This is a genomic window from Streptomyces griseus subsp. griseus (assembly GCF_000720255.1).
GTDB lineage: Bacteria > Actinomycetota > Actinomycetes > Streptomycetales > Streptomycetaceae > Streptomyces > Streptomyces griseus_I.
In genome coordinates this window covers 38,982-61,037 of sequence record NZ_JOJE01000037.1, presented here as the reverse complement: position 1 = coordinate 61,037, position 22,056 = coordinate 38,982, and the positions used below count along the sequence as shown (strand labels likewise).

At 72.4% G+C, this 22,056-nt stretch carries 22 protein-coding genes; 16 read left to right on the top strand and 6 right to left on the bottom strand.

Annotation, left to right across the window (positions count from 1 at the left end):
* The first annotated feature begins 157 nt into the window (after positions 1–157).
* Positions 158–1,297: an alpha/beta hydrolase gene (locus IG99_RS34590; protein ID WP_037681188.1), complete on the top strand. Its 1,140-nt coding sequence runs from the start codon at positions 158–160 to the stop codon at positions 1,295–1,297.
* A gap of 130 nt (positions 1,298–1,427) precedes the next feature.
* Positions 1,428–2,843, top strand: a complete 1,416-nt coding sequence (locus tag IG99_RS34585; RefSeq protein ID WP_051866230.1) for a coiled-coil domain-containing protein — start codon at positions 1,428–1,430, stop codon at positions 2,841–2,843.
* A gap of 52 nt (positions 2,844–2,895) precedes the next feature.
* Here the strand turns inward: IG99_RS34585 and IG99_RS34580 are convergent, their stop codons facing one another.
* Together IG99_RS34580 and IG99_RS34575 are read right to left on the bottom strand one after the other, a co-directional pair.
* On the bottom strand, positions 2,896–4,233 hold the full coding sequence (locus tag IG99_RS34580; RefSeq protein WP_037681186.1) for a PH domain-containing protein: 1,338 nt from the start codon (positions 4,231–4,233) through the stop codon (positions 2,896–2,898).
* Complete coding sequence (locus tag IG99_RS34575; protein ID WP_037681184.1) at positions 4,230–4,799, bottom strand: PH domain-containing protein; 570 nt, start codon at positions 4,797–4,799, stop codon at positions 4,230–4,232. The genes IG99_RS34580 and IG99_RS34575 overlap by 4 nt, the downstream gene beginning before the upstream one ends.
* 31 nt (positions 4,800–4,830) lie before the next feature.
* Between IG99_RS34575 and IG99_RS34570 the strand changes: the two genes are divergently transcribed.
* Positions 4,831–5,982 carry an NADH-quinone oxidoreductase subunit D gene (locus IG99_RS34570; RefSeq protein WP_037681183.1) on the top strand — a complete coding sequence of 384 codons (1,152 nt, stop codon included), beginning with the start codon at positions 4,831–4,833 and terminating at the stop codon, positions 5,980–5,982.
* Positions 5,983–5,997: 15 nt separating this feature from the next.
* Here IG99_RS34570 and IG99_RS34565 read toward each other — a convergent pair whose 3' ends face one another.
* Positions 5,998–7,008, bottom strand: coding sequence for an SAM-dependent methyltransferase (locus IG99_RS34565; protein WP_037681181.1), 1,011 nt, complete (start codon positions 7,006–7,008; stop codon positions 5,998–6,000).
* Between the two features lie 132 nt (positions 7,009–7,140).
* Between IG99_RS34565 and IG99_RS34560 the strand changes: the two genes are divergently transcribed.
* On the top strand, positions 7,141–8,343 hold the full coding sequence (locus IG99_RS34560; protein WP_037681179.1) for a sensor histidine kinase: 1,203 nt from the start codon (positions 7,141–7,143) through the stop codon (positions 8,341–8,343).
* 100 nt (positions 8,344–8,443) lie between these two features.
* On the top strand, positions 8,444–9,115 hold the full coding sequence (locus IG99_RS34555) for a response regulator (RefSeq protein ID WP_037681177.1): 672 nt from the start codon (positions 8,444–8,446) through the stop codon (positions 9,113–9,115).
* A 48-nt stretch (positions 9,116–9,163) separates the two neighbouring features.
* Here the strand turns inward: IG99_RS34555 and IG99_RS34550 are convergent, their stop codons facing one another.
* Complete coding sequence (locus IG99_RS34550) at positions 9,164–10,270, bottom strand: DUF5937 family protein (protein WP_037681174.1); 1,107 nt, start codon at positions 10,268–10,270, stop codon at positions 9,164–9,166.
* Between the two features lie 149 nt (positions 10,271–10,419).
* Here IG99_RS34550 and IG99_RS34545 point away from each other — a divergent pair, with 149 nt between their 5' ends.
* The gene (locus IG99_RS34545; protein ID WP_037681171.1) at positions 10,420–10,629 is read left to right on the top strand and encodes a hypothetical protein; all 210 of its coding nucleotides are present in this window, start codon (positions 10,420–10,422) and stop codon (positions 10,627–10,629) included.
* 162 nt (positions 10,630–10,791) lie between these two features.
* Here the strand turns inward: IG99_RS34545 and IG99_RS34540 are convergent, their stop codons facing one another.
* Positions 10,792–12,027 carry a threonine aldolase family protein gene (locus IG99_RS34540; RefSeq protein ID WP_037681217.1) on the bottom strand — a complete coding sequence of 412 codons (1,236 nt, stop codon included), beginning with the start codon at positions 12,025–12,027 and terminating at the stop codon, positions 10,792–10,794.
* Positions 12,028–12,220: 193 nt separating this feature from the next.
* Between IG99_RS34540 and IG99_RS34535 the strand changes: the two genes are divergently transcribed.
* The 10 genes from IG99_RS34535 (at position 12,221) to IG99_RS34490 (ending at position 21,436) form a co-directional block, all read left to right on the top strand.
* Entirely contained in the window at positions 12,221–13,150 is a 930-nt protein-coding gene (locus tag IG99_RS34535) for a Rossmann-like and DUF2520 domain-containing protein (RefSeq protein ID WP_037681169.1), read from the top strand.
* A complete protein-coding gene (gene panC, locus IG99_RS34530; protein ID WP_037681167.1) occupies positions 13,147–14,136 on the top strand; it encodes a pantoate--beta-alanine ligase in 990 nt (329 codons plus the stop codon). Before IG99_RS34535 ends, panC begins: the two co-directional genes overlap by 4 nt.
* Positions 14,133–15,860: an L-aspartate oxidase gene (locus IG99_RS34525; RefSeq protein WP_037681164.1), complete on the top strand. Its 1,728-nt coding sequence runs from the start codon at positions 14,133–14,135 to the stop codon at positions 15,858–15,860. Before panC ends, IG99_RS34525 begins: the two co-directional genes overlap by 4 nt.
* A gap of 5 nt (positions 15,861–15,865) precedes the next feature.
* Complete coding sequence (gene nadC, locus IG99_RS34520) at positions 15,866–16,843, top strand: carboxylating nicotinate-nucleotide diphosphorylase (RefSeq protein ID WP_037681161.1); 978 nt, start codon at positions 15,866–15,868, stop codon at positions 16,841–16,843.
* Between the two features lie 15 nt (positions 16,844–16,858).
* A complete protein-coding gene (locus tag IG99_RS34515; protein ID WP_037681159.1) occupies positions 16,859–17,656 on the top strand; it encodes a type III pantothenate kinase in 798 nt (265 codons plus the stop codon).
* A gap of 1,087 nt (positions 17,657–18,743) precedes the next feature.
* Positions 18,744–19,493: a hypothetical protein gene (locus IG99_RS34510; protein ID WP_037681154.1), complete on the top strand. Its 750-nt coding sequence runs from the start codon at positions 18,744–18,746 to the stop codon at positions 19,491–19,493.
* A gap of 65 nt (positions 19,494–19,558) precedes the next feature.
* A complete protein-coding gene (locus IG99_RS34505; protein WP_037681151.1) occupies positions 19,559–19,738 on the top strand; it encodes a hypothetical protein in 180 nt (59 codons plus the stop codon).
* Positions 19,739–19,915: 177 nt separating this feature from the next.
* The gene (locus IG99_RS34500; RefSeq protein WP_037681147.1) at positions 19,916–20,317 is read left to right on the top strand and encodes a BlaI/MecI/CopY family transcriptional regulator; all 402 of its coding nucleotides are present in this window, start codon (positions 19,916–19,918) and stop codon (positions 20,315–20,317) included.
* A gap of 9 nt (positions 20,318–20,326) precedes the next feature.
* Entirely contained in the window at positions 20,327–20,860 is a 534-nt protein-coding gene (locus tag IG99_RS34495; RefSeq protein ID WP_037681144.1) for an amino-acid N-acetyltransferase, read from the top strand.
* Between the two features lie 240 nt (positions 20,861–21,100).
* Positions 21,101–21,436 carry a histone-like nucleoid-structuring protein Lsr2 gene (locus tag IG99_RS34490; RefSeq protein WP_037681141.1) on the top strand — a complete coding sequence of 112 codons (336 nt, stop codon included), beginning with the start codon at positions 21,101–21,103 and terminating at the stop codon, positions 21,434–21,436.
* Here the strand turns inward: IG99_RS34490 and IG99_RS34485 are convergent.
* Entirely contained in the window at positions 21,415–22,032 is a 618-nt protein-coding gene (locus tag IG99_RS34485) for an SCO3374 family protein (protein ID WP_037681138.1), read from the bottom strand. The two genes, IG99_RS34490 and IG99_RS34485, sit on opposite strands and share 22 nt — an antisense overlap.
* Positions 22,033–22,056: the final 24 nt, after the last annotated feature.

Below are 22,056 nucleotides of genomic sequence, written 5' to 3'. Positions count from 1 at the left end.
CGATTCGGGCATCCGGCGACATTGCGCCCTCTAGGACGGTGTCTTGGGGAGAGAGGTTCACTCTCCTCTTCAAAGTCGCTTCAAAGGCGAAGGAAAGCCCGGAACAAGTCCTTGCGAAGGAGTGCGGTTCCGGGCGGAAAGGTGCGGGCAGCACCCCATGGGTCTCACGAGTAAGAAAGTGCTGGTACTGGCGGTTCTGGCGGCTGTGCTGCTGTTCGTCGGCACGGTGTGGCTGTGGCCACGGCTGTCGCGGCGGAACTGGCGGGCGGTCAGCGGGCGGGTCGGTCTGCTGCTCGCCATCCAGATGGCGCTGTTCGCCTCGGTGGGGCTCGCCGCCAACCAGGCCTTCGGTTTCTACGCCAGCTGGGCGGACCTGTTCGGGCAGGAGACCGACCAGGGGGTGGTGGTCGACCACGCGACGGGCGGCCGTTCGGGCGGGCCGCTTCAGGTCCTGGAGGCCCGGCGCGTGGAGGGGGCGGCCGGTGTGCGGCCGCACACCGGCGGACAGGTCCAGGAGGTCGACATAGCCGGCCGGACTTCTCGCATAGCCACGCGCGCGTACGTGTATCTGCCGCCGGAGTACTTCCAGCCGAGGTACCGCACGCGCACGTTCCCGGCGGCCGTCGTCCTCACCGGTTATCCCGGGACGGCCAAGGCGCTGGTGGAAAAGCTGCACTTCCCGCGCACGGCCCAGCGGCTGGCGAAGGACGGCCGTATGCAGCCGATGATCCTGGTGATGCTGCGGCCGACGGTGGCGCCGCCGAGGGACACCGAGTGCGTGGACATTCCGCGGGGGCCGCAGACGGAGACCTTCTTCGCCAAAGACCTGCCGGAAGCCGTGACGGCCCACTACAGAGTGGGCAGAAAACCCGGCAGCTGGGGCATCATCGGTGATTCGACGGGCGGTTACTGCGCGCTCAAGCTCGCCATGCACCACCCGGACGTGTTCGCGGCCGGCGCGGGCCTGTCCCCGTACTACAAGGCGCCGATCGACGCGACGACGGGCGACCTCTTCCAGGGTGACAAGGGGCTGCGCAACCGCGCGGACCTGTGGTGGTACCTGAAGCACATGCCCGCGCCGGACACCTCACTGCTCGTCACCAGCAGCAAGGTCGGAGAATCCAACTACAAGGCCACCTTGCGGTTCATAGACGGGGTGAAGGCCAAGGGTCTGACCAGGATCTCGTCGATCATCCTCGACAGCGGTGGCCACAACTTCAACACCTGGCGTCGGGAGATACCCGCGACGCTTGAGTGGATCAGCGGGCGCCTCGACGGCCACGGAAATCGATCTTGAATTCACCGAGGGGGGTTACCTGACGGTACCCGGAAGACGCGATTCCTGATGTGGTGTGAAGGCATCGGTATGGCTGTGTTTTTACGGGGCGGGGCACCATCATTCGCCTACGCGCGGTAAGTTTCTGGCCATGCCACGTGGACGTCACCGCCATTCCCCACCTCTGCACAGGTTGTTGCCCCCCTCGGCGATCGCAGGCGTCTCCGTCGTCTGCGCCGTAGCCCCCTGGGTGTTCACGGAGCCGGTGGTGTTGCGCGGTCTGGCCGCGGCCGCCGCCGCGACGGCCGTGCTCGGCGCGGTCGTCATGCGCCGCTGGGACGCTCAGGCCGGCAAGCAGGTCGCCGACCTCACGCGCGCGCGTGCGAGTGACGAGTGGCGCTTCGAGGAACGCGTCGCCGAACTGGAGACCGACCTCGAGGAGTCGCGCGAGCTGCGCGTCAAACTCGAACAGCGGCTGCGCGCCAAGCGGGGCGAGCTGGCCGGGCTGCGCAACGAGCACGCGGCCCTGCTGCGGCGGTACGCCACGGCCGAGACCGAGCGCGCGAGCGCCCTGGAGGGCCGCCGCCTGCTCGAGATAGAGAGCGGGGCCCCGGCGACGGCACGCGCGCTGCCCTCGGGCGCCGAGAAGGCGGACGACCAGGTCGACGAGAAGCTCGCCGAGAAGGTTGCCGAAAAGATCGCCGAGAAGGTCGAGGAGAAACTCGGCGAGAAGCCCGGCGAGATGGCCGAGGGGAAGCCCGGCGAGAAGCCCGGCGAGATGGCCGAGGGGAAGGCCGACGAGAAGGCCGACGAGGAGCTGGACGAGAAGGCGGAGAGCACCGAGGCCGCTGCCGAGGCGGCCGAAGCCGTCCCCGGCACGGAGGCCGCCGCGGACGCGCCTGGCGCAACGGTCGCTCCGACCGCTCCGACGGTCTTCTCCCGGGAGGGCTCCAAGCTGTTCCTGCGCGCCGCCGAGGCCCTCAGCCGCCTCGACCGCGCCACCGCCCCCAAGGACGAGGACTCCGCCGAGGCGGAGCTCACGAAGACCCCCGCCGCGCGGACCGCGTCCGCCGACGCCCCGGGCGAGACGGAGGCCGCGCAGGAGGACGAGGCGCGGGGGCAGTTCGTGGCGGTCGACGGGCACACGCGCGCGGCCGCCACACCCACCGAGGCCGCGGACACGGAGGAGGCACCCGCTCCGGTCGCCGAGGAGGCCGCCGCCCCCGCGGCGCCGGCCGCCACGCAGCGGCCCTCGGGTCACTACACCGTGCCGACCGCGGTGGCCGTCGTACCGACGACGCCCGTACGGCGTGCCGCGGTCGAGGGCGGGTTCGACTTCTTCGGTACGAAGGCGTCCTCGGCGTCCGCCGCGCTGGAGGCCGTCCAGAACGAGGACCTCGCCGATGTCGTCGGCCAGGAGGCCCTCGCGCTCCACAAGGCCGACGCCGAGGCGGAGTTCAAGCAGGCGGACGAGGAGTCCCGGCGCATCGGCCAGGTGATCGACCTGACGGCGCACGACGAGACGGAACAGATCGACGTCCAGCGACTGCGCAGCGCGGTCTCCTGAGGCACCGGCAGGGGGCGGCTTCCGGCAGGGAAGCCGCCCTTCGCCGTGTTCGCTACGAGACCATCCACCGGTCCGGCCGCGCGTCCCTGCGCCCCGTCCGTGACCTCTCGCCCTGCCCCCGCAGCAGCTCCGCGGCCTCCTGGGCGTCCCTCAGTCGGGCCGTCACGGTCTTGTCGGCGCCGGTGTCCACGTGCACGTCGGCGAGGCCCCACAGCCGCTGCCAGGGCCCCTGCGACAGTCGTACGCTCTGTACCTTCGCGTGTGGCACCAGTGCCAGACTCCGTCGCAGCAGCCCGTGCCGGGTCGCGAACACCGCGTCGGTGACGGCGGTCCCGTAGCCCCGCCACCACAGCGGCACGCACCGCCCGGCCCGCCGCGGCGGACGGGCGAGCGACACCGGCGTCGGCACGGTCACCCCGGGCAGCACCCGCGCGACGACCGCCTCGGCGACCTCGCGCGGGGCGACCGGCACCAGCACCGAGTTGGACGAGCCCGCGACATCCAGCTCCACCCGCACCCAGTCGCGCCGCCGCCACAGCAGCGGCTGCACGAGCCGTACGGTCTGCACCCGTCCCGGCGGCACCGTCTCGTGCGTGCGGTCCAGGAGCCCGTGGTCGATCCGCAGCCCGTCCGGGGACTCGCCCACCGTCCAGTCGTACTCCCCGACGAAGCGCCCCACGCTGCTCGCGCCCGCCGCGCCGAGCAGCGGCACGGCGGTCGCGAGGACCGACCACACGCTGTGGGTGGCGAACCACAGCAGCGGCGGTACGACGAGCGAGGCGGCCAGCGTGCCCCAGGTCGCGCCGGTCAGCACGAGCGAGATCGCGAGGTCGCGCGTGGGGACTCGCAGCAGCTGACGGGACGGCGCCTCACCGACCTCGTGGGCGGTCTCGGGCGCGAAACCGGCCGCCCGCGCGAGCAGTTCGGCCCGCAGGGCCCGGGCCTCGCCCTCGCCCAGGAAGGCGAGCTCGTCCTTCTTGTCGGTACCGACGACGTCGAGCCTGAGCTTGGCGACGCCCGCGACCCGCGCGAGCAGCGGCTGGGTGACGTCGATCGCCTGGATGCGTTCGAGCCGGATGTGCGCGGTGCGCCGGAACAGCAGGCCGGTCCGTATGCGCAGTTCCGCGTCCGTCACCGCGAAGTGGGTGAACCACCAGGTCAGAAAGCCGTACAGGGCGGCCGCCGGGACGATCACCGCGAGGGCGATCAGCAGCGTGGCGGTGGTCACCCGGGTCAGCTGGCGCTGTGTCTGGTCCGGGTCGTGCAGGGCCCATCCGATGACCACGGCGACGGGCGCCCAGGCCCGTCTGAGCGGCGTCACGGGATGCAGCCGCCGCTCGGACACCGCCCCGGCCGGCTCTACGGCGTCCTCGACACCCGGCGTGGTCACAGCCCCGCCGATCGGGCCTCGCCGAGCTCCGTGAGCCGGTCGCGCAGCCGTTCCGCCTCCGCCGGGTCGAGGCCCGGGATGGTCGCGTCGGTCGCCGCGGCCGCGGTGTGCAGCTGCACGCTGGCCAGCCCGAAATGCCGCTCGACGGGACCCGAGGTGACCTCCACCAACTGCATCCGCCCGTACGGCACCACGGTCTCCTCGCGCCACAGCACGCCCCGGCTGATGAGCAGGTCGTCGGCGCGTTCCGCGTACCGCCAGGAGCGCCAGTTGCGGCCCAGCAGCACCCAGCCCCAGGCCATCAGGGGCAGCGGCAGCAGCGCGAACGCCGCCCACGCGGGCGCGGCGAGCAGCCCGAGCAGCAGGCCCGTCGCGAGGGCCGCCGCCCCCAGCCACACCACCAGCAACAGCCGCCGCATCCGCAACAACCGCGGTGGCAGTCCGGTCCACGCCGGTTCGGCCCCGGCCGACACCGGCCCGGTCCCCGTCCCCTCGGCCGCCCCCGCCCCGCCCGTCGCCCCCGCCGTCTCCCCCGGTCCCGCGTCGCGCGGGCTCCCCGTCTCCATACCGCCAGCGTACGTAGGGGAGACTGTGTCCATGACTCCTACGACGGAGACCACGGTCGGGATCGGCGGTGCCGCGGAGAGCACCGACATGGTGCTCAACATCGGGCCCCAGCATCCGTCCACGCACGGCGTGCTGCGACTGCGGCTCGTGCTCGACGGCGAGCGCATCAAGCGCGCGGAGCCGGTGATCGGCTACATGCACCGCGGTGCGGAGAAGCTCTTCGAGGCGCGCGACTACCGCCAGATCATCATGCTCGCCAACCGCCACGACTGGCTGTCGGCCTTCTCGAACGAGCTCGGTGTGGTCCTCGGCGTGGAGCGCATGCTCGGCATGGAGGTTCCCCCGCGCGCGGTCTGGACGCGCACGCTCCTCGCGGAGCTGAACCGGGTGCTGAACCACCTGATGTTCCTGGGGTCGTATCCGCTGGAACTCGGCGGCATCACGCCGGTCTTCTACGCGTTCCGCGAGCGCGAGGTGCTCCAGAACGTGATGGAGGAGGTCTCCGGCGGACGCATGCACTACATGTTCAACCGCGTCGGCGGCCTCAAGGAGGACCTGCCGTCCGGATGGGCCGCACGCGCGCGTGACGCCGTCGCCGCCGTGCGCTCCCGCATGGACGTCTTCGACGACCTGGTCCTAGGCAACGAGATCTTCCGCGGGCGCACGCGCGACGTCGGCACCCTCACACCCGAGGCCGTGCACGCGTACGGCGTGAGCGGCCCCATCGCCCGCGCCTCGGGCGTCGACTTCGACCTGCGCCGTGACGAGCCCTACCTCGCCTACGGGGAGCTTCAGGACACCTTGAAGGTGGTCACCCGGACCGAGGGCGACTGCCTGGCCCGCTTCGAGATCCTGCTGGAGCAGACGCACAACGCCCTCGACCTCGCGGACGCCTGCCTCGACCGGCTCGCGGACCTCCCGCCCGGGCCGATCAACCAGCGGCTGCCGAAGGTCCTCAAGGCTCCCGAGGGGCACACGTACGCGTGGACCGAGAACCCGCTCGGCATCAACGGCTACTACCTGGTCAGCAAGGGGGAGAAGACCCCGTACCGGCTGAAGCTGCGCTCGGCCTCCTACAACAACATCCAGGTCCTCACCGAACTGCTGCCGGGCACGCTCGTCGCGGACATGGTGGCGATCCTGGGGTCGATGTTCTTCGTGGTCGGGGACATCGACAAGTAGAGATCACATCGAAGATCACACCGGAGATCGCACCGCGGTGGCGAGCGGGTCCGGAATGCCGACCGGCTGGAGGAGCCACCCGAAGTCGCCCAGTCCGCCCGCCGCGGTGAGTTCGGCGGCCTCTCCGGCGCTCGCGAGGGCGCGTACATAGGCCACGGGATCGGTGGAGGCGAGCGCGAGCGGAGGGCGTGCGCCGGTGATGCCCAGGGCGCGCAGCGCCTCGCGTTGCGGGACCAGGTGCGCGCCGGGGAGTGCGCACGCGTCCAGCGCGACGTGCGCCGTGATGTCGCACGACCCGTCCGGCACGGGCGCCGTCTCCCGCCCCTCGCGGAAGCCGGTGAGCGTCCCGCACAGCGGACGCGTCCCCACCGTGTGCGCGTAGTCGACGGCGACCGCCAGGCCCCGTTCGACGGCGGCGACCGCCGAGGCCCACGCCTCGTCCCTGGGCGCGCCGATCTCGGCGCGCAGCCCTTCCTCGGGCGGCAGCGGCCACCACCGTTCCAGCCACCGCGCCCCGGCACCGCCGACCGGCTCCCCGAGCCGCTCCTGCCCGTCGTCCCGTACGAGCACCAGGCGCGCCTCGCCCGCCGGGTCGACCTCGGCGACCTCCACCGGCACGTTGTCCAGCCACTCATTGGCGAACAGCAGGCCCGTGATCCCGCGCGGGGGCTCGGTCAGCCACTCGATCCGGTGATCGAGACCGTCGGGACGGTCGGCGACCTCGACGGCGTACGCGCGCGTGCGGGCCTGCACGTCGGTCGGCAGCGCGGCCAGGACCCCGGTGGCCAACTCGCCCCGCCCCGCCGCCATGTCGACGAAGTCGAGGGTCGCGGGCCGGCCGAGGGCGTCGTCGACGCGGCCCAGCAGCCGCGCCACGGCCCCCGCGAACAGCGCGGACGCGTGCACGGACGTACGGAAGTGCCCGGCCGGCCCCTCGGACCTGCGGTAGAAACCGCCCGGCCCGTACAGGGCGGCCTCCGTCGCCGTCCGCCACCCACGCCACTCACCGGTCGCTCCCGTGCCCACCGGGCAAGGCTAGGGCCTGTCGTCCGAGGGCACGCAATCAACAAAACTCCACCTTGGGGAGTACGCCCGCCGGGTACGGATCGGTCCTCCGGTTGACCCCGGCACTCACCGGCCTTCCCTACGCTGGGTTACGTGCAGCGCCTCTATGACTTCCTCCGACGCCACCCGACCTGGGTCGACTGCTTCTGGGCGGTCTTCCTGCTCGGGGTCTCGCTGGTCGGCGAGAACGCCCGTCAGGAAGCCGTGGGCACCGACTCCCCGGCGGCCGTCGGGCCGATCGTCGTCCTGTTGTGCCTGGTGATCGCGTTGCGCCGGCGCATGCCGGAGAAGATGCTGCTGCTGACGATCGCGGTCGGAGCGGCGCAACTGATGCTGGACGTCGCGACCGGCGCCGCCGACTTCGCCATGCTGGTGATCGTCTACACCGTGGCCGCGACCGGCGCACGCTGGGCCTCCCGGCTCGCGCTGGCCGTGGGTCTGTGCGCGGCCGCCCTGGCGCACATGCGCTGGCCGAACGAGCACACCGGTCCCCTCGGCAATTTCGCGGAGGTCGTCTTCACGACCGTGCCGTTCGCCCTCGCCTGGGTGCTCGGCGACTCGATCCGCACCCGCCGCGCCTACTTCGCGCAGCTGGAGGAGCGCGCCGCCCGGCTCGAGAAGGAGCGCGAGGCGCAGGCGAAGGTCGCGGTCGCCGCCGAACGCGCCCGGATCGCACGCGAGCTGCACGACGTCGTCGCGCACAACGTCTCCGTGATGGTCGTGCAGGCCGACGGCGCCGCCTACGTCCTCGACGCCGCGCCCGACCAGGCGAAGAAGGCGCTGGAGACGATCTCCTCCACCGGCCGCCAGGCCCTCGCCGAGATGCGCCGCCTGCTGGGCGTGCTGCGCACCGGCGAGCACCAGGAGGGCGGCGAGTACGTTCCGCAGCCCGACGTCGAGCAGATCGACGACCTGGTCGAGCAGTGCCGCACCTCCGGCCTCCCGGTCGACTTCAGGATCGAGGGCACCCCGCGCCCGCTGCCCAGCGGCGTCGAACTCACCGCGTACCGCATCGTCCAGGAGGCGCTCACCAACACGCGCAAGCACGGCGGGCCGAACGCGGGTGCGAGCGTGCGCCTGGTCTACTTCGACGACGGCCTCGGCCTGCTCGTCGAGGACGACGGCAAGGGCGCCCCGCACGAGCTGTACGAGGAGGGCGGCGCCGACGGCCGGGGCCACGGCCTGATCGGCATGCGGGAACGGGTCGGCATGGTCGGCGGCACCCTGGACGCGGGCCCCCGCCCGGGCGGAGGATTCCGCATCAGTGCCCTGCTCCCGCTGAAACCCGCGCACTGACACCACGCACGCCCCCTGTTGACACCTGTCAGACCCCCTCTGTCACCACCTGCTGACAGAGACGCACGGAAACCCAGGACACCCAGATGGAAGAGGCCCGATGACGATCCGCGTGATGCTCGTCGACGACCAGGTGCTGCTGCGCACCGGGTTCCGGATGGTGCTCGCCGCCCAGCCGGACATGGAGGTCGTCGCGGAGGCGGGCGACGGCGTCGAGGCCCTCCAGGTGCTGAGCTCGACCGCCGTCGACGTGGTGCTGATGGACGTCCGCATGCCGAAGCTCGACGGCGTGGAGACGACCCGCCGGATCTGCTCCGATCCGGAGCCGCCGAAGGTACTGATCCTGACCACCTTCGACCTCGACGAGTACGCCTTCTCCGGGCTCAAGGCGGGTGCCTCCGGCTTCATGCTCAAGGACGTGCCGCCCGGCGAACTCCTCGCCGCCATCCGTTCCGTGCACAGCGGCGACGCCGTGGTGGCCCCGTCCACCACGCGCCGTCTCCTCGACCGGTTCGCGCCGATGCTGCCCGCCACCGGCGGGGAGCCCCGGCACAAGGAGCTGGAGCGGCTCACCGAGCGCGAGCGCGAGGTCATGGTCCTGGTCGCCCAGGGCCTGTCCAACGGGGAGATCGCGGCCCGTCTCGTACTGTCCGAGGCGACCGTGAAGACCCACGTGGGCCGGATCCTGACCAAGCTGGGGCTGCGGGACCGGGTGCAGGTGGTGGTGCTCGCGTACGAGACCGGGCTCGTACGGGCCGGCGGCCACGGCTGATCGGACGGGCTCGAACGGCCCCGGCCCGAGGACCGACTGCCGGGGCCCCTACCTGAGGACCCCCTCCAGGAAGTCGCCGCCCAGCCGGGCCACCACGGCCACGTCCAGCTGGTGCAGGACGTACCGGCCGCGTCGACGGGTGGTGACCAGGCCGGCCTTCTTCAGGACGGCGAGGTGGCGGGATATCTCGGGGGCGGTCATGCCGTGCACCTGGGCCAGCTCGCTGGTGGAGTAGGCGCTGCGGGCCAGGTTGCGGCAGATGCGCATGCGGACGGGGTGCGACAGGGCGGTCAGCCGCAGGGTGAGCTGCTCGACCGACGGCGGCGCGGCGAGCTCCGGCGACCCCATCGGGTAGTGCAGCACAGGCTGCCAGCCGTACCGGTACAGGACGCTCAGGTGCGGCCAGCCCAGGCTCGTCGGGATGAGCAGCAGGCCGCCGTCGCCGGTCGCCGTACGGCCGCCGGCCAGCTTGTCGACCGTGATCCGCGCGGCGGCCTCGTCGAGGGTGACGACCGGGGACACCGACGCCAGCGCCTCACCCAGCCCCTTGCGCCGCAGCAGGTCGGTCTTGTGCCGGGCGTCCGCCGCGAGCTGGTGGCGCAGGCGGGACCAGGTCCCGGCGAAGAACGCCTGGTCGCAGTCCTCCAGGAACTGCCGCAGCCAGGCCCGTATGCGGGGCGGGTCGTCCAGCAGCCGCTGGCTGAACCGCACCTGGCGCGGTCCGCGGGTGGCGGCCAGCTCCAGCGCCAGCCGCTGCGCCTCGGGGTTGGTGAGCGCCCCCAGCCGCTGGGAGTGGTAGGGCACGGCGCAGGTGAACTCCAGGGCCGCGTCCACGAACTGCTCGTCCGTCAGCTTGTCCAGCAGGTCGAGTTCCTCGGCCAGGCCGGCACCCGGGAGCGCGCTCCCGCCGGCGATGCCGGCGCACGGCACGAAGAGGTCCGAGAACGTCGTCCGCCACAGGAAGTCCGCCTCGCACATGCGGTCCGCCAGGTGCGGGTCGAGCCCGGCGGTCACGCTGGTAACCCAGCCCTGCAGGCCCGGATGGTGCCCCGGCTCGGACAGCGCGTGCAGCGCCATGCCGAGCTCGGCCAGGGGCGAGGGGACGACGGCGACCCTCTCCGGCCGCAGCCCCGCGATGTCGATGTCCACGCTCATGTCCACATGGTGCACCCCACCACTGACAGCGCCCCGCCGATTGACGGCGCCCGTCAATCGGCGCGACGCCACCGTCGGGATCGGCGCACCGTGGGAGCACCGGGGCAGCCGCGGAGCCCGAACACCACGTCCCGAGAAGGCGATCCGTCATGACCATCACCCAGCAGTACTTCCTCGACACCTACCGGGCCCGGCAGCTCGGCGAGCCGACGCCGCCCGCGCCCGGCGCGAACGACTGGCAGGTCGTGCGCGAACTGCGTGACCGCCGCCGGTTCCAGGCGGTCCTCGCCGGGCGCCCGGCCCACGGCCGGCTCCGCCGGGCCCTGGGCCGCCGGCTTCGGCCGCGCTCCACGGGCTGACCTCCTCGGCCGCGTTCCACGGGCCGGCCTCCTCGGCCGCGTTCTACGGGCTGACCTCCTGGCCGCGTTCTACGGGCCGGCCTCCTCGGCCGCGTTCCACGGGCCGGCCTCCTCGGCAGCGTTCCACGGATGTTGACCCGCAAAGGGCCTCCTCACAGCGTTCTATCGGCCGATCTCGTCGGCCGCGCTCTCCCGGCCGGCCTCCTCGGTCAGCCGGGAGACGAACTCCGCGACCGCCGCCTTCACGTCGTCGGCCGTCCACTCCAGGCCGGAGGCGCGTATGCCGACCTCGGTCCAGGCCATGCCGGGGAACCGCGCCTCCCAGGCGTTGCCGAAGAGCGTGGTCCCCGTCTCCTCGGCCGTGCGGATCGCGGCCTCCGAGACGGTACGGGCGTCGTACGGCAGCCAGACCTGGAACTCGAACGTGTGCGGCTCGGCCGGGTGCACGCGCGTCCAGGGCAGCCCGGCCGCCGCGAAGCCCTCGCGCAGCGCGGCGGCCACCACGCGCGCGTGGCGCACGTAGTCGGGCAGCCGGGGCAGCTCCCGCTCCAGCCCGACGAGCGCCGCCAGCGCCGTGGGGAACTGCTGGAACACCATGCCGCCGTACCGGTGCCGCCACGCCCGCGCCTCCTCCACCAGCGTCTTCGGCCCGGCGAGGGCGGCGCCGCCGTAGCCGTCGAGGGACTTGTAGAACGACACGTAGACGCTGTCGGCGAGGTCCGCGATCTCGTCCAGGGGGCGGCCGAAGTGCGCTGTCGACTCCCACAGGCGCGCGCCGTCGAAGTGCACCACCGCGTCCCGCTCATGGGCCGCCGCGACGACTTCGGTGAGCTCTTCCCAGGTGGGCAGCACGAAACCGGCGTCCCTGAGGGGCAGTTCGAGCATCAGCGCACCGAAGGGCTCGTCGAAGTCACGCACCTCGTCGGCGGTGGGCTGCCGTGACTCGCCGCCGATGTGGACCGGACGCAGCCCGCTGACCTGGCTGAAGGCGTGGCGCTCGTACACCTCCGGGTGGGCGAGCGGGTGCAGGGCGACGGTCGGGTTGCCGGTGCGGCCCGCCCAGCAGCGCAGGGCGATCTGCTGGGCCATGGTGCCCGTCGGGAAGAACGCGGCGGCTTCCTTGCCGAGCAGTGCCGCGACCTTCTCCTCCAGGGCCTCGACGACTCCGTTGCCGTAGATGTCGGCCCGTTCGTCGAGGTCATGGACGTCCGGGGCGTGCTCCAGCAGCGCCAGGCGTTCGCGGAGCGTGCCGAGCCAGCCCGCGCGCGCGAGGGTGCGCTTCGAGCGCTGGTGGGCCCCGATGCGCCGCTCCCGGTGCCCCGCGCGCCACTCCTCTTCGGCGGGCTGCTCGGTCCCGCCGTCCACCTGCTCCGTCGTCTCACTCATGCCGGGGATCATGCCGTGGCCCCCGGGAACGGTCACCCGTATTTCCCTCGGCCGCGTCCTCCCCGCCACCCCGCATACGGGCCCGCTCCGTGTGGAACTACCCACAGCCTGTGGACAACCGATCGGCCCCTCGAACCGATCGCGTTAACATGACGAGAAATCGTCCGGTACCCGGAGCGGACTGGAACGGGAAGGTCACGGTCGCGTGAGTACAGTCCAACAACCAGACCCCAAGGACCGCCCCGCGCGGCTCACCGTGGGCGTCGTCGGCGCAGGCCGCGTGGGCCCCGCGCTCGCCGCGTCCCTCCAACTCGCCGGTCACCGCCCGGTCGCGGTCTCCGCGGTCTCCGAGACCTCCCGGCGGCGGGCCTCGGAACTGCTGCCCGGCGTGGCGGTCGTACCGCCCGCCGAGGTGCTGGAGCGCGCCGACCTGGTGCTGCTGACGGTCCCCGACGACGCCCTCCCGGGTCTGGTGTCGGGCCTCGCCGAGACCGGGGCCGTGCGGCCGGGACAACTGCTCGTGCACACCTCCGGGCGGTACGGCGCGAAGGTCCTGGACCCCGCCCTGCGCGCGGGCGCGCTGCCGCTGGCCCTGCACCCGGCGATGACCTTCACCGGCGCGCCGGTCGACGTCCAGCGTCTCGCCGGGTGCTCCTTCGGTGTGACCGCGCCGGACGAGCTGCGGCTGGCCGCCGAGGCCCTCGTCATCGAGATGGGCGGCGAACCGGAGTGGATCGCCGAGGAGAGCCGACCGCTGTACCACGCGGCGCTGGCCCTGGGCGCCAACCACCTGGTGACGCTGGTCGCCCAGTCCATGGAGCTGCTGCGCGCGGCCGGCGTGGCCGCTCCCGACCGGATGCTCGGCCCGCTGCTGGGCGCCGCGCTCGACAACGCGCTGCGCTCCGGTGACGCGGCCCTGACCGGCCCCGTCGCGCGCGGGGACGCCGGCACCGTCGCCGCGCACGTCTCCGAGCTGCGCAGGCACGCCCCGCAGGCCGTCGCCGGCTACCTGGCGATGGCCCGCGCGACGGCCGACCGGGCCCTCGCCCACGGGCTGCTGAAGCCCGAGCTCGCTGAGGACCTCCTCGGGGTACTCGCCAACGGGACCGACGGCGCCGAGGGAGAAGCCGGATGACGACCCTGCTGAGCACCGCCGACGAACTGCACGCACGCGTGCGCAGCGGTCGCCGTGCCGTGGTGATGACGATGGGCGCCCTCCACGAGGGCCATGCCACGCTCGTCCGCACCGCCCGGGAGATCGCCGGACCGGACGGCGAGGTCGTCGTCACCGTCTTCGTCAACCCACTGCAGTTCGGCAAGGGTGAGGACCTCGACCGCTACCCGCGCACCCTGGAGGCCGACCTCAAGATCGCCGAACAGGCGGGCGCGGACGCCGTGTTCGCCCCGTCCGCCGACGAGGTCTACCCCGGCGGCGCGCCCCAGGTCCGCGTCAGCGCCGGGCCCATGGGGGAGCGCCTGGAGGGCTCCTCCCGCCCCGGCCACTTCGACGGCATGCTCACCGTCGTCGCCAAACTGCTGCACCTCACCCGCCCCGACGTCGCCCTGTACGGACAGAAGGACGCCCAGCAGCTCGCCCTGATCCGCCGCATGGTCCGCGACCTCAACTTCGGCGTCGAGATCGTCGGCGTACCGACCGTGCGCGAGGACGACGGCCTGGCCCTGTCCAGCCGCAACCGCTACCTCGCGCCCGACGAGCGGCACACCGCGCTCGCCCTGTCGGGCGCGCTCTTCGCGGGCCGCGACCGGCACGCCGCCCAGGAGGCGCTGCGCGCGCGGGCCCGCGAAGTGCCCGCCACGCACGCGCGTGCCGAGGCGCTCAGTGCCCTGGGGGAGTCCCGCGCGGCGGCCGACGCCCACGCCGTCGCCAAGGCCGCCCCCGGCGGGCCCGCGGCCGTCCGCGCGGCCGCACGCCTGGTCCTCGACGACGCCGCCCGCCTCTCCCCGCCGCTCGTCCTCGACTACCTGGCCCTGGTCGACCCGTCCGACTTCACGGAGATCGGGGACGACTTCACCGGCGAGGCCGTTCTCGCCGTCGCCGCCCGGGTCGGGACGACCCGGCTGATCGACAACATCCCGCTGACCTTCGGAGCCGCCTCGTGACCAGCACAGGCATACGACTGCACGCGCCCGCCCCCGGGTGGTCCATCTCCGCGGACGTGGTGGTCGTCGGCTCCGGTGTCGCCGGCCTGACCGCGGCCCTGCGCTGCGAGGCCGCCGGCCTGCGCACCGTCGTCGTCACCAAGGCACGCCTCGACGACGGCTCCACCCGTTGGGCGCAGGGCGGCATCGCCGCGGCCCTCGGAGAGGGCGACACCCCGGACCAGCACCTCGACGACACGCTCGTGGCGGGCGCCGGCCTGTGCGACGCGGACGCGGTACGCCTCCTGGTCACCGAGGGCCCCGACGCCGTACGGCGGCTGATCGCGACCGGCGCCCACTTCGACGAGTCCTCCGAAGGGAACCTGGAGCTCACCCGCGAGGGCGGCCACCACCGCCGCCGCATCGCCCACGCCGGCGGCGACGCGACCGGCGCGGAGATCTCCCGGGCCCTCGTCGAGGCAGTCCGCGCGCGTGGACTGCGCACCATCGAGAACGCGCTCGTCCTGGACCTCCTCACGGACGCCGACGGCCGCACGGCCGGTGTCACCCTGCACGTCATGGGCGAGGGCCAGCACGACGGCGTGGGAGCCGTGCACGCGCCCCACGTGGTCCTCGCGACCGGCGGCATGGGCCAGGTCTTCTCCGCGACCACCAACCCGTCCGTCTCCACCGGCGACGGCGTGGCCCTCGCGCTGCGCGCGGGAGCGGAGGTCAGCGACCTGGAGTTCGTCCAGTTCCACCCCACCGTGCTCTTCCTCGGTATTGATGCGGAGGGCCAGCAGCCCCTCGTCTCCGAGGCGGTGCGCGGCGAGGGCGCCCACCTGGTCGACGCCGACGGGGTGCGCTTCATGGTGGGACAGCACGAGCTCGCCGAACTCGCCCCCCGGGACATCGTCGCCAAGGGCATCACGCGCCGCATGTTGGAGCAGGACGCCGAGAACATGTTCCTCGACGCCCGGCACTTCGGCGCCGACATGTGGGAGCACCGCTTCCCGACGATCCTCGCCGCCTGCCGTGCCCACGGCATCGACCCGGTCCACGAGCCCATCCCGATCGCCCCGGCCGCCCACTACGCCTCCGGCGGCGTCCGCACCGACGACCACGGCCGGACGACCGTTCCCGGCCTGTACGCGTGCGGCGAGGTGGCCTGCACCGGCGTCCACGGCGCCAACCGGCTCGCGTCCAACTCCCTTCTGGAGGGCCTGGTCTACGCCGAGCGCATCGCCGCCGACATCGCCGACGGCCGGGCCGAGAACGGCCTGCACGCCCGCGTGCCCGCCCCCGTTCCACAGCCCGAACAGCCGGCGCACCCCCTGCTGGGTGCGGAGGCCAGGTTCGCGATCCAGCGGATCATGACGGAGGGCGCGGGCGTCCTGCGCTCCGCCGACTCCCTCGACAAGGCCGCCGACCAACTCCAGCGGCTGCACACCGAGGCCCGCGACGCGCTCGCCGAGAACGGCAAGACCGCCGAGCCCGGCGTCGACACCTGGGAGTCCACCAACCTCCTGTGCGTGGCCCGTGTCCTGGTCGCCGCCGCCCGGCTGCGCGAGGAGACCCGCGGCTGCCACTGGCGCGAGGACCACGCCGAACGCGACGACGCGGCATGGCGCCGCCACATCGTCGTACGGCTGAATCCGGACCGCACACTCGCCGTACAGACCACCGATAGCGCAGACTTCCCCCCGACCCGGCAGCAGCCGGCTCAGCGTCCCCAGGAGCAGTGACAGAAGTGACCACCCCCGACCTTCCCCTCGCCCAGAACGGCGGCTGCGGCGACGGCTGTGCCTGTGGTGCCGAAACCGACGAGCAGTATCTGGAGTGCGGGCTGGACCCCGCGCTCGCGCAGCTCCTGGCCGACGCCGGACTCGACCCCGTCGAGGTCGAGGACATCGCCAACGTCGCCATCCAGGAGGACCTCGACCACGGCGTGGACGTCACGACGGTCGCCACGATCCCCGAGGACGCCGTGGCCACCGCCGACTTCACCGCGCGCGAGGCGGGCGTGGTGGCGGGCCTGCGGGTCGCCGAAGCGGTGATCTCAGTGGTCTGCTCGGACGAGTTCGAGGTCGAGCGGCACGTGGACGACGGCGACACCGTGAAGGCCGGGCAAAAGCTCCTGTCGGTCACCACGCGCACGCGTGACCTGCTGACCGCCGAGCGCAGCGCCCTCAACCTGATGTGCCGCCTGTCGGGCATCGCGACCGCCACGCGCGCGTGGGCGGACGCCCTGGAGGGAACGAAGGCCCGCGTGCGGGACACCCGCAAGACAACACCGGGGCTGCGCTCCCTGGAGAAGTTCGCCGTCCGCTGCGGCGGCGGGGTCAACCACCGCATGTCCCTCTCGGACGCGGCCCTCGTCAAGGACAACCACGTGGTCGCCGCGGGCGGCGTCGCCCAGGCCTTCAGGGCCGTACGGGAGGCCTTCCCGGACGTGCCGATCGAGGTCGAGGTCGACACCCTGCACCAGCTGCGTGAGGTCGTGGACGCGGGCGCCGACCTGATTCTCCTGGACAACTTCACGCCGGGGGAGTGCGAGGAGGCGGTGGCCGTCGTCGGCGGGCGCGCGCTGCTGGAGGCGTCGGGCCGGCTCACGGTGGAGAACGCCAGGGCGTACGCCGACACGGGCGTCGACTTCCTGGCCGTGGGAGCCCTCACCCACTCCTCGCCGATCCTCGACATCGGCTTGGACCTCCGAGCGGCCGAGTAGGAGCGGGAGCCGGCCATGCTGCTGACGATCGACGTGGGCAACACGCACACCGTGCTGGGCCTGTTCGACGGCGAGGACATCGTCGAACACTGGCGGATCTCGACGGACGCGCGCCGGACCGCCGACGAGCTGGCGGTACTGCTCCAGGGGCTCATGGGCATGCACCCGCTCCTCGGGGACGAACTGGGCGACGGCATCGACGGGATCGCCATCTGCGCGACCGTGCCGTCGGTGCTGCACGAGCTGCGCGAGGTGACCCGGCGCTACTACGGCGACGTCCCCGCGGTGCTCGTCGAGCCGGGCGTGAAGACGGGGGTACCGATCCTCTTCGACAACCCCAAGGAGGTCGGCGCCGACCGCATCATCAACGCGGTCGCGGCGATCGAGCTGTACGGCGGGCCGGCGGTCGTCGTGGACTTCGGTACGGCGACCACGTTCGACGCGGTCAGCGCGCGCGGGGAGTACGTCGGCGGGGTCATCGCCCCCGGTATCGAGATCTCCGTGGAGGCGCTCGGCGTCAAGGCCGCGCAGCTGCGGAAGATCGAGGTGGCCCGGCCGCGGAGTGTGATCGGCAAGAACACGGTCGAGGCCATGCAGGCGGGCATCGTCTACGGGTTCGCCGGGCAGGTCGACGGGGTCGTGAGCCGGATGGCGCGCGAGCTGGCGGAGGACCCCGACGACGTGACGGTGATCGCGACGGGCGGGCTGGCGCCGATGGTCCTCGGCGAGTCATCGGTGATCGACGAACACGAGCCGTGGCTGACGCTGATCGGCCTGAGACTGGTGTACGAGCGGAACGTGTCGCGGCTCTGAGCTCGCGGCGACGGCGGCGAGGGAGGGCGGGCGAGCCGAGCGGTTGTCGCGCGGCTCGCCGCCCCGACCCCGCGCCGGTTGCTCTCCGCGTCGGGTCCTGGCGGCGGGAGTCCTCCTTGGCGGTGGCCGTGCGTGAGGGCTCCCCCGCGTGATGGGGGTGTGGCGGCGGGACTCGGCGGTGGCCTTGCGTCGACGTTCGGCGGCGTGGGCTTGGTGGCGTGGGCTTGGCGGTGGCCATGCGTGACGGGGGCTTGGTGGCGTGGGCTTGGCGGTGGCCATGCGTGACGGGGGCTTGGCGGCGGCCCTTGCGGCTGCTCTCCTGACGGCCCGCGGCAGCGGCCTCCCTGTGACTGTGACTGTGACTGTGTCGCGGCGGGGCCTGGCGGTGGCCCTCATGCCGGCGCTGTGGCGGTGACCTTGGCCGCTGCCGACCCGCGGCGATCCGCCTGTGACGGCGCTCTCGTGGCGGCTCTCCGCAGCCGCCCTCCGGTGACGGCAGTCCGAGAGGGGTCCGCGGCTGCCCTCCGCACAGAGCCCTGCGTGACGGCGTCGGGTGACGGCCCTCCCTTGGCGGCTGCCCTCCGCGACAGCCCTGCCTGCCGCCCTCGGGTGACGGCCCTCCGCGAGTGGTCCTCTGCAGCCACTCTTACCGTCCTGGGTTGAAGCCTTCCGGACGGTCCCGGGTTGAAGCCTTCCGGACGGTCCCGGGTTGAAGCCTTCCGGACGGTCCCGGGTTGAAGCCTTCTGGACGGTCCCGGGTTGAAGCCTTCCTTACGGTCCCGGGTTGAAGCCTTCTGGACGGTCCCGGGTTGAAGCCTTCCTTACGGTCCCGGGTTGAAGCCTTCCGGACGGTCCCGGGCCGAAGCCCTCCTTACGGTCCCGGGCTGAAGCCCTCCGGACGGTCCCAGTCAGAAGCTCTCCAGCGGCGACCCTCCGAGTCCGACACGGCGCCGGAGCAGCGCTGACCTGGTGATGAGGGCCGTCCAGGCGGGTGGCGTCCCGCGCCACGCCTGTTCTCCTGTGTCGGATTTGTCTGATTAGCGCGTATCGTCGGCGCATGCCCACGCCATACGGATCCCGCGGCGGCATGGCGTTCGGCGCGGAGGAGCTGCGTGTGCTCCGCCGCGCCCTCGCCCTCGCCCTCCACCCCGGCCCCGCCTCGCCCGAAGACGTCCAGGACTGTCACCGTCTCGCCGAGTCCCTGGACGAGGCGATGCGCGAGGGCGCCCGGCTGAGGGACTTCCTGGTGGCCGACCTCGCCCGATACCGCGCCGCCCTGCCCGGCACCGCCGCCGGGTACCTCGCCCTCCTGCGGGAGGTGCTGGGCGCCGGCTACCAGCCCGTCCCCGAGGACCTCGCCGCCCTCGGCGCCCTGCGCGGCAATCCCGCCGCGGCCGCGCTCCTGGCCCACTGTCTGCGCCTCGCCGACCGCGACGACCCCACCCACCGGGCCCCCCGTCCCCGCACTCCGCGTCAGGTCGCCAGGACGCCCCGCCAGGAGGCTCAGCCGCTCTGCGGGTCCGCTCGGCCCACCCCGACCGTCCCTGCGTCCCGCACCCGCCTCCTGGCCCTTCCAGGGGGGCGTTCAGGAGGCCCTCCCCGAGGCGCTTTCGCCGATCCGCGCGCTGATCTGCCCGAGCCGGCGGAACGCCCCACCCCGAAGCCGCAGAAGAAGCCCGCCGAGAAACCGGCCGCTCCCAGACCCGCCGCCCCCAAGCCGGCGCCTTCGGAGCCCGCCCCGGCCCGCCGTCCCATCCCCACGCCGGGCGAGGTCTTCCCCCGCCGCAAGCCCACCCCGCCCTCTGCCGACTCCCCGCAACAACTGGCGGCGGGCTGACCCCCGCTTCTCCCTCGGGCCTCCCCCCGCGCCGCCCCGAACCCCACCCTGGCTACTCTGGCTCCATGGACTACGTCTCCGCGCTCGTGCCCCCGGTCGTGATGGCCGTGTTCTTCATCGGTGTGATCCGGGTGATCGTGAAGACCCAGGGCGGCGCCAACAAGGCCAAGGAGGACGCCGTCGTGGACGCGGCGCTCGCGCGGGCGGAGGGTGCCAGGCAGGCCCCCGCCGGCCCCGACGCCTGACGGCGCCGGCTGCCGAGGCGTACGGCTCGCGGGGCGATATCGTCGCCCCGACCGAGCTGTACGCCCTTTTTGTTCCTGTTTGCTGATGAAAGTGCACGTCCGGCACGCGATTGCCCAGATCTCCCACTATTGTTCTGAGGTGTGCCTCGCCCATTGGGAGAACTCGAAGACGCGGTCATGACGCGGGTGTGGAAGTGGAACCGCCCGGTGACCGTTCGAGAAGTCCTGGAAGACCTTCAGCAGGAACGGTCCATCGCGTACACCACGGTGATGACCGTTTTGGACAATCTTCATCAGAAGGGCTGGGTGCGCCGCGAGGCGGAAGGCCGCGCCTATCGATATGAGGCGGTCTCCACCAGGGCCGCCTACGCGGCCGCCCTGATGAACGACGCCTGGTCGCAGAGCGACAACCCCGCCGCCGCTCTCGTCGCCTTCTTCGGGATGATGAGCGAGGAACAGCGGCGGGCCCTGCGGGACGCCGTACGCATCGTCCAGGGGCCGGAAACAGCCGAACCCGCTCCACCGCGTGAAGCCGCCGAGGAGAACCCCGGCTCGGCAACGGAGGCGCGCGGGCGATAGCGTCCGCTCATGTCAGCAGAGAGCCCCGAAGTCACCGCTAAAGCCATCACCGTCCGGCGCGCCCGGACCGGCGATGTCCCCGCGGTACGCCGTCTCCTTGACGCGTACGTCCGCGGCGGCATCCTGCTCGACAAAGCGACGGTGACACTTTACGAGGACATCCAGGAGTTCTGGGTCGCGGAACGGGACGACAACGCCGAGGTGGTCGGCTGCGGCGCACTGCACGTGATGTGGGAAGACCTCGCGGAAGTCCGCACTCTCGCCGTGAAGCGGGGTCTGAAGGGCGCCGGGGTCGGCCACCAGTTGCTGGAGAAGTTGCTGCACACCGCGCGTTGGCTGGGCGTTCGCCGCGTTTTCTGCCTCACCTTCGAAGTGGACTTCTTCGGCAAGCACGGCTTCGTCGAGATCGGTGAGACGCCCGTCGACACCGATGTCTACGCCGAGCTCCTTCGTTCCTATGACGAGGGTGTCGCGGAGTTCCTCGGTCTCGAACGAGTGAAACCGAACACCTTGGGCAACAGCCGGATGCTTCTGCATCTGTGATCGGCTTGTGTGATCCACAAGGAAGTATTCCACCCGGACGTCCGTGCCGAGGTGCCCTATGTCCGAAACGCGTACGTTTTCGGGCCGGGGGAGGGCTGCCGGTCTCTGTCGGGGGTTTGTGTTTTTCCAGGAAAAGCGGTTTGCTTTCCGACGTACTGCAGTAGTGGATATAACAGGGGGCGGCGAAACGGGGACGCCGCGCACACCCCGGCCCTCACGTTATCGATGAAAGGAAATCCGGTGGCACAGAAGGTTCAGGTCCTTCTTGTCGACGACCTCGACGGCGGCGAGGCGGACGAGACCGTGACGTTCGCGTTGGACGGCAAGACGTACGAGATCGATCTCACGACTGCCAATGCGGACAAGCTGCGCAGCCTTCTCGATCCCTATCTGAAGGGTGGCCGTCGCACCGGAGGCCGTGCTTCGGGCGGGCGCGGAAAGGCACGAGCCGCTTCGAGTGGCAGCCAGGACACCGCGCAGATCCGCGCGTGGGCGAAGGAGAACGGACTCGAGGTCAATGACCGCGGCCGTGTTCCCGCGACCATTCGCGAGGCCTACGAGAAGGCCAACGGCTGAGCGCACGCGCGTCGCAGCCGGATTCGGTGGCAGTGTGTCGCCACCGTGTTCACCACGCGCACGAGATCGGGGGCGTCTCCACCGCCCCCCAGAGCCGACAGCGTCGGCAGCGAGGTCTCGACCTCGCACCCCGGGACGGGGGGCCGCAACCACAGGGCGGCCCCCGCTGCCGTTCCCGGCCCCCGCCGGGAAGACGGGGGCGCCTCGGGCGGCGCCGGGGCCTCCATGGCCCCGCCCGCACCGATCGGCACCAGATCCAGCGGCAGCTCGCCCCACTCCAGCCACTCCAGGAGCCCCGGCACCTCCTCCGCGCCACCCGCGGCCACCAGCAGCTGCATACGGTCGGCCCGCACCGCCACCGGAGCCCCGGGACCCAGCTGCCGCAGGGCCGCGATGCCGGCCTCGAGCGGCACGTCCAGCACGTCGAAGCGCAGGCCCACGGCGAGCCTCGGTGGAGCCCCCGGGCGCCCGGGCACCATCACCCAGCCCAGCTCGTTCTCGTACCAGAGCCGAATCCGGTCGGTCGGGTGGAGCGGACTTCGGGGAAGAGGGACGGGGAGAGAGGCGGTGGATCGCGTGCGGACTGAACCAGTCATGCCAAGGCCAACCGTCGAAAGACC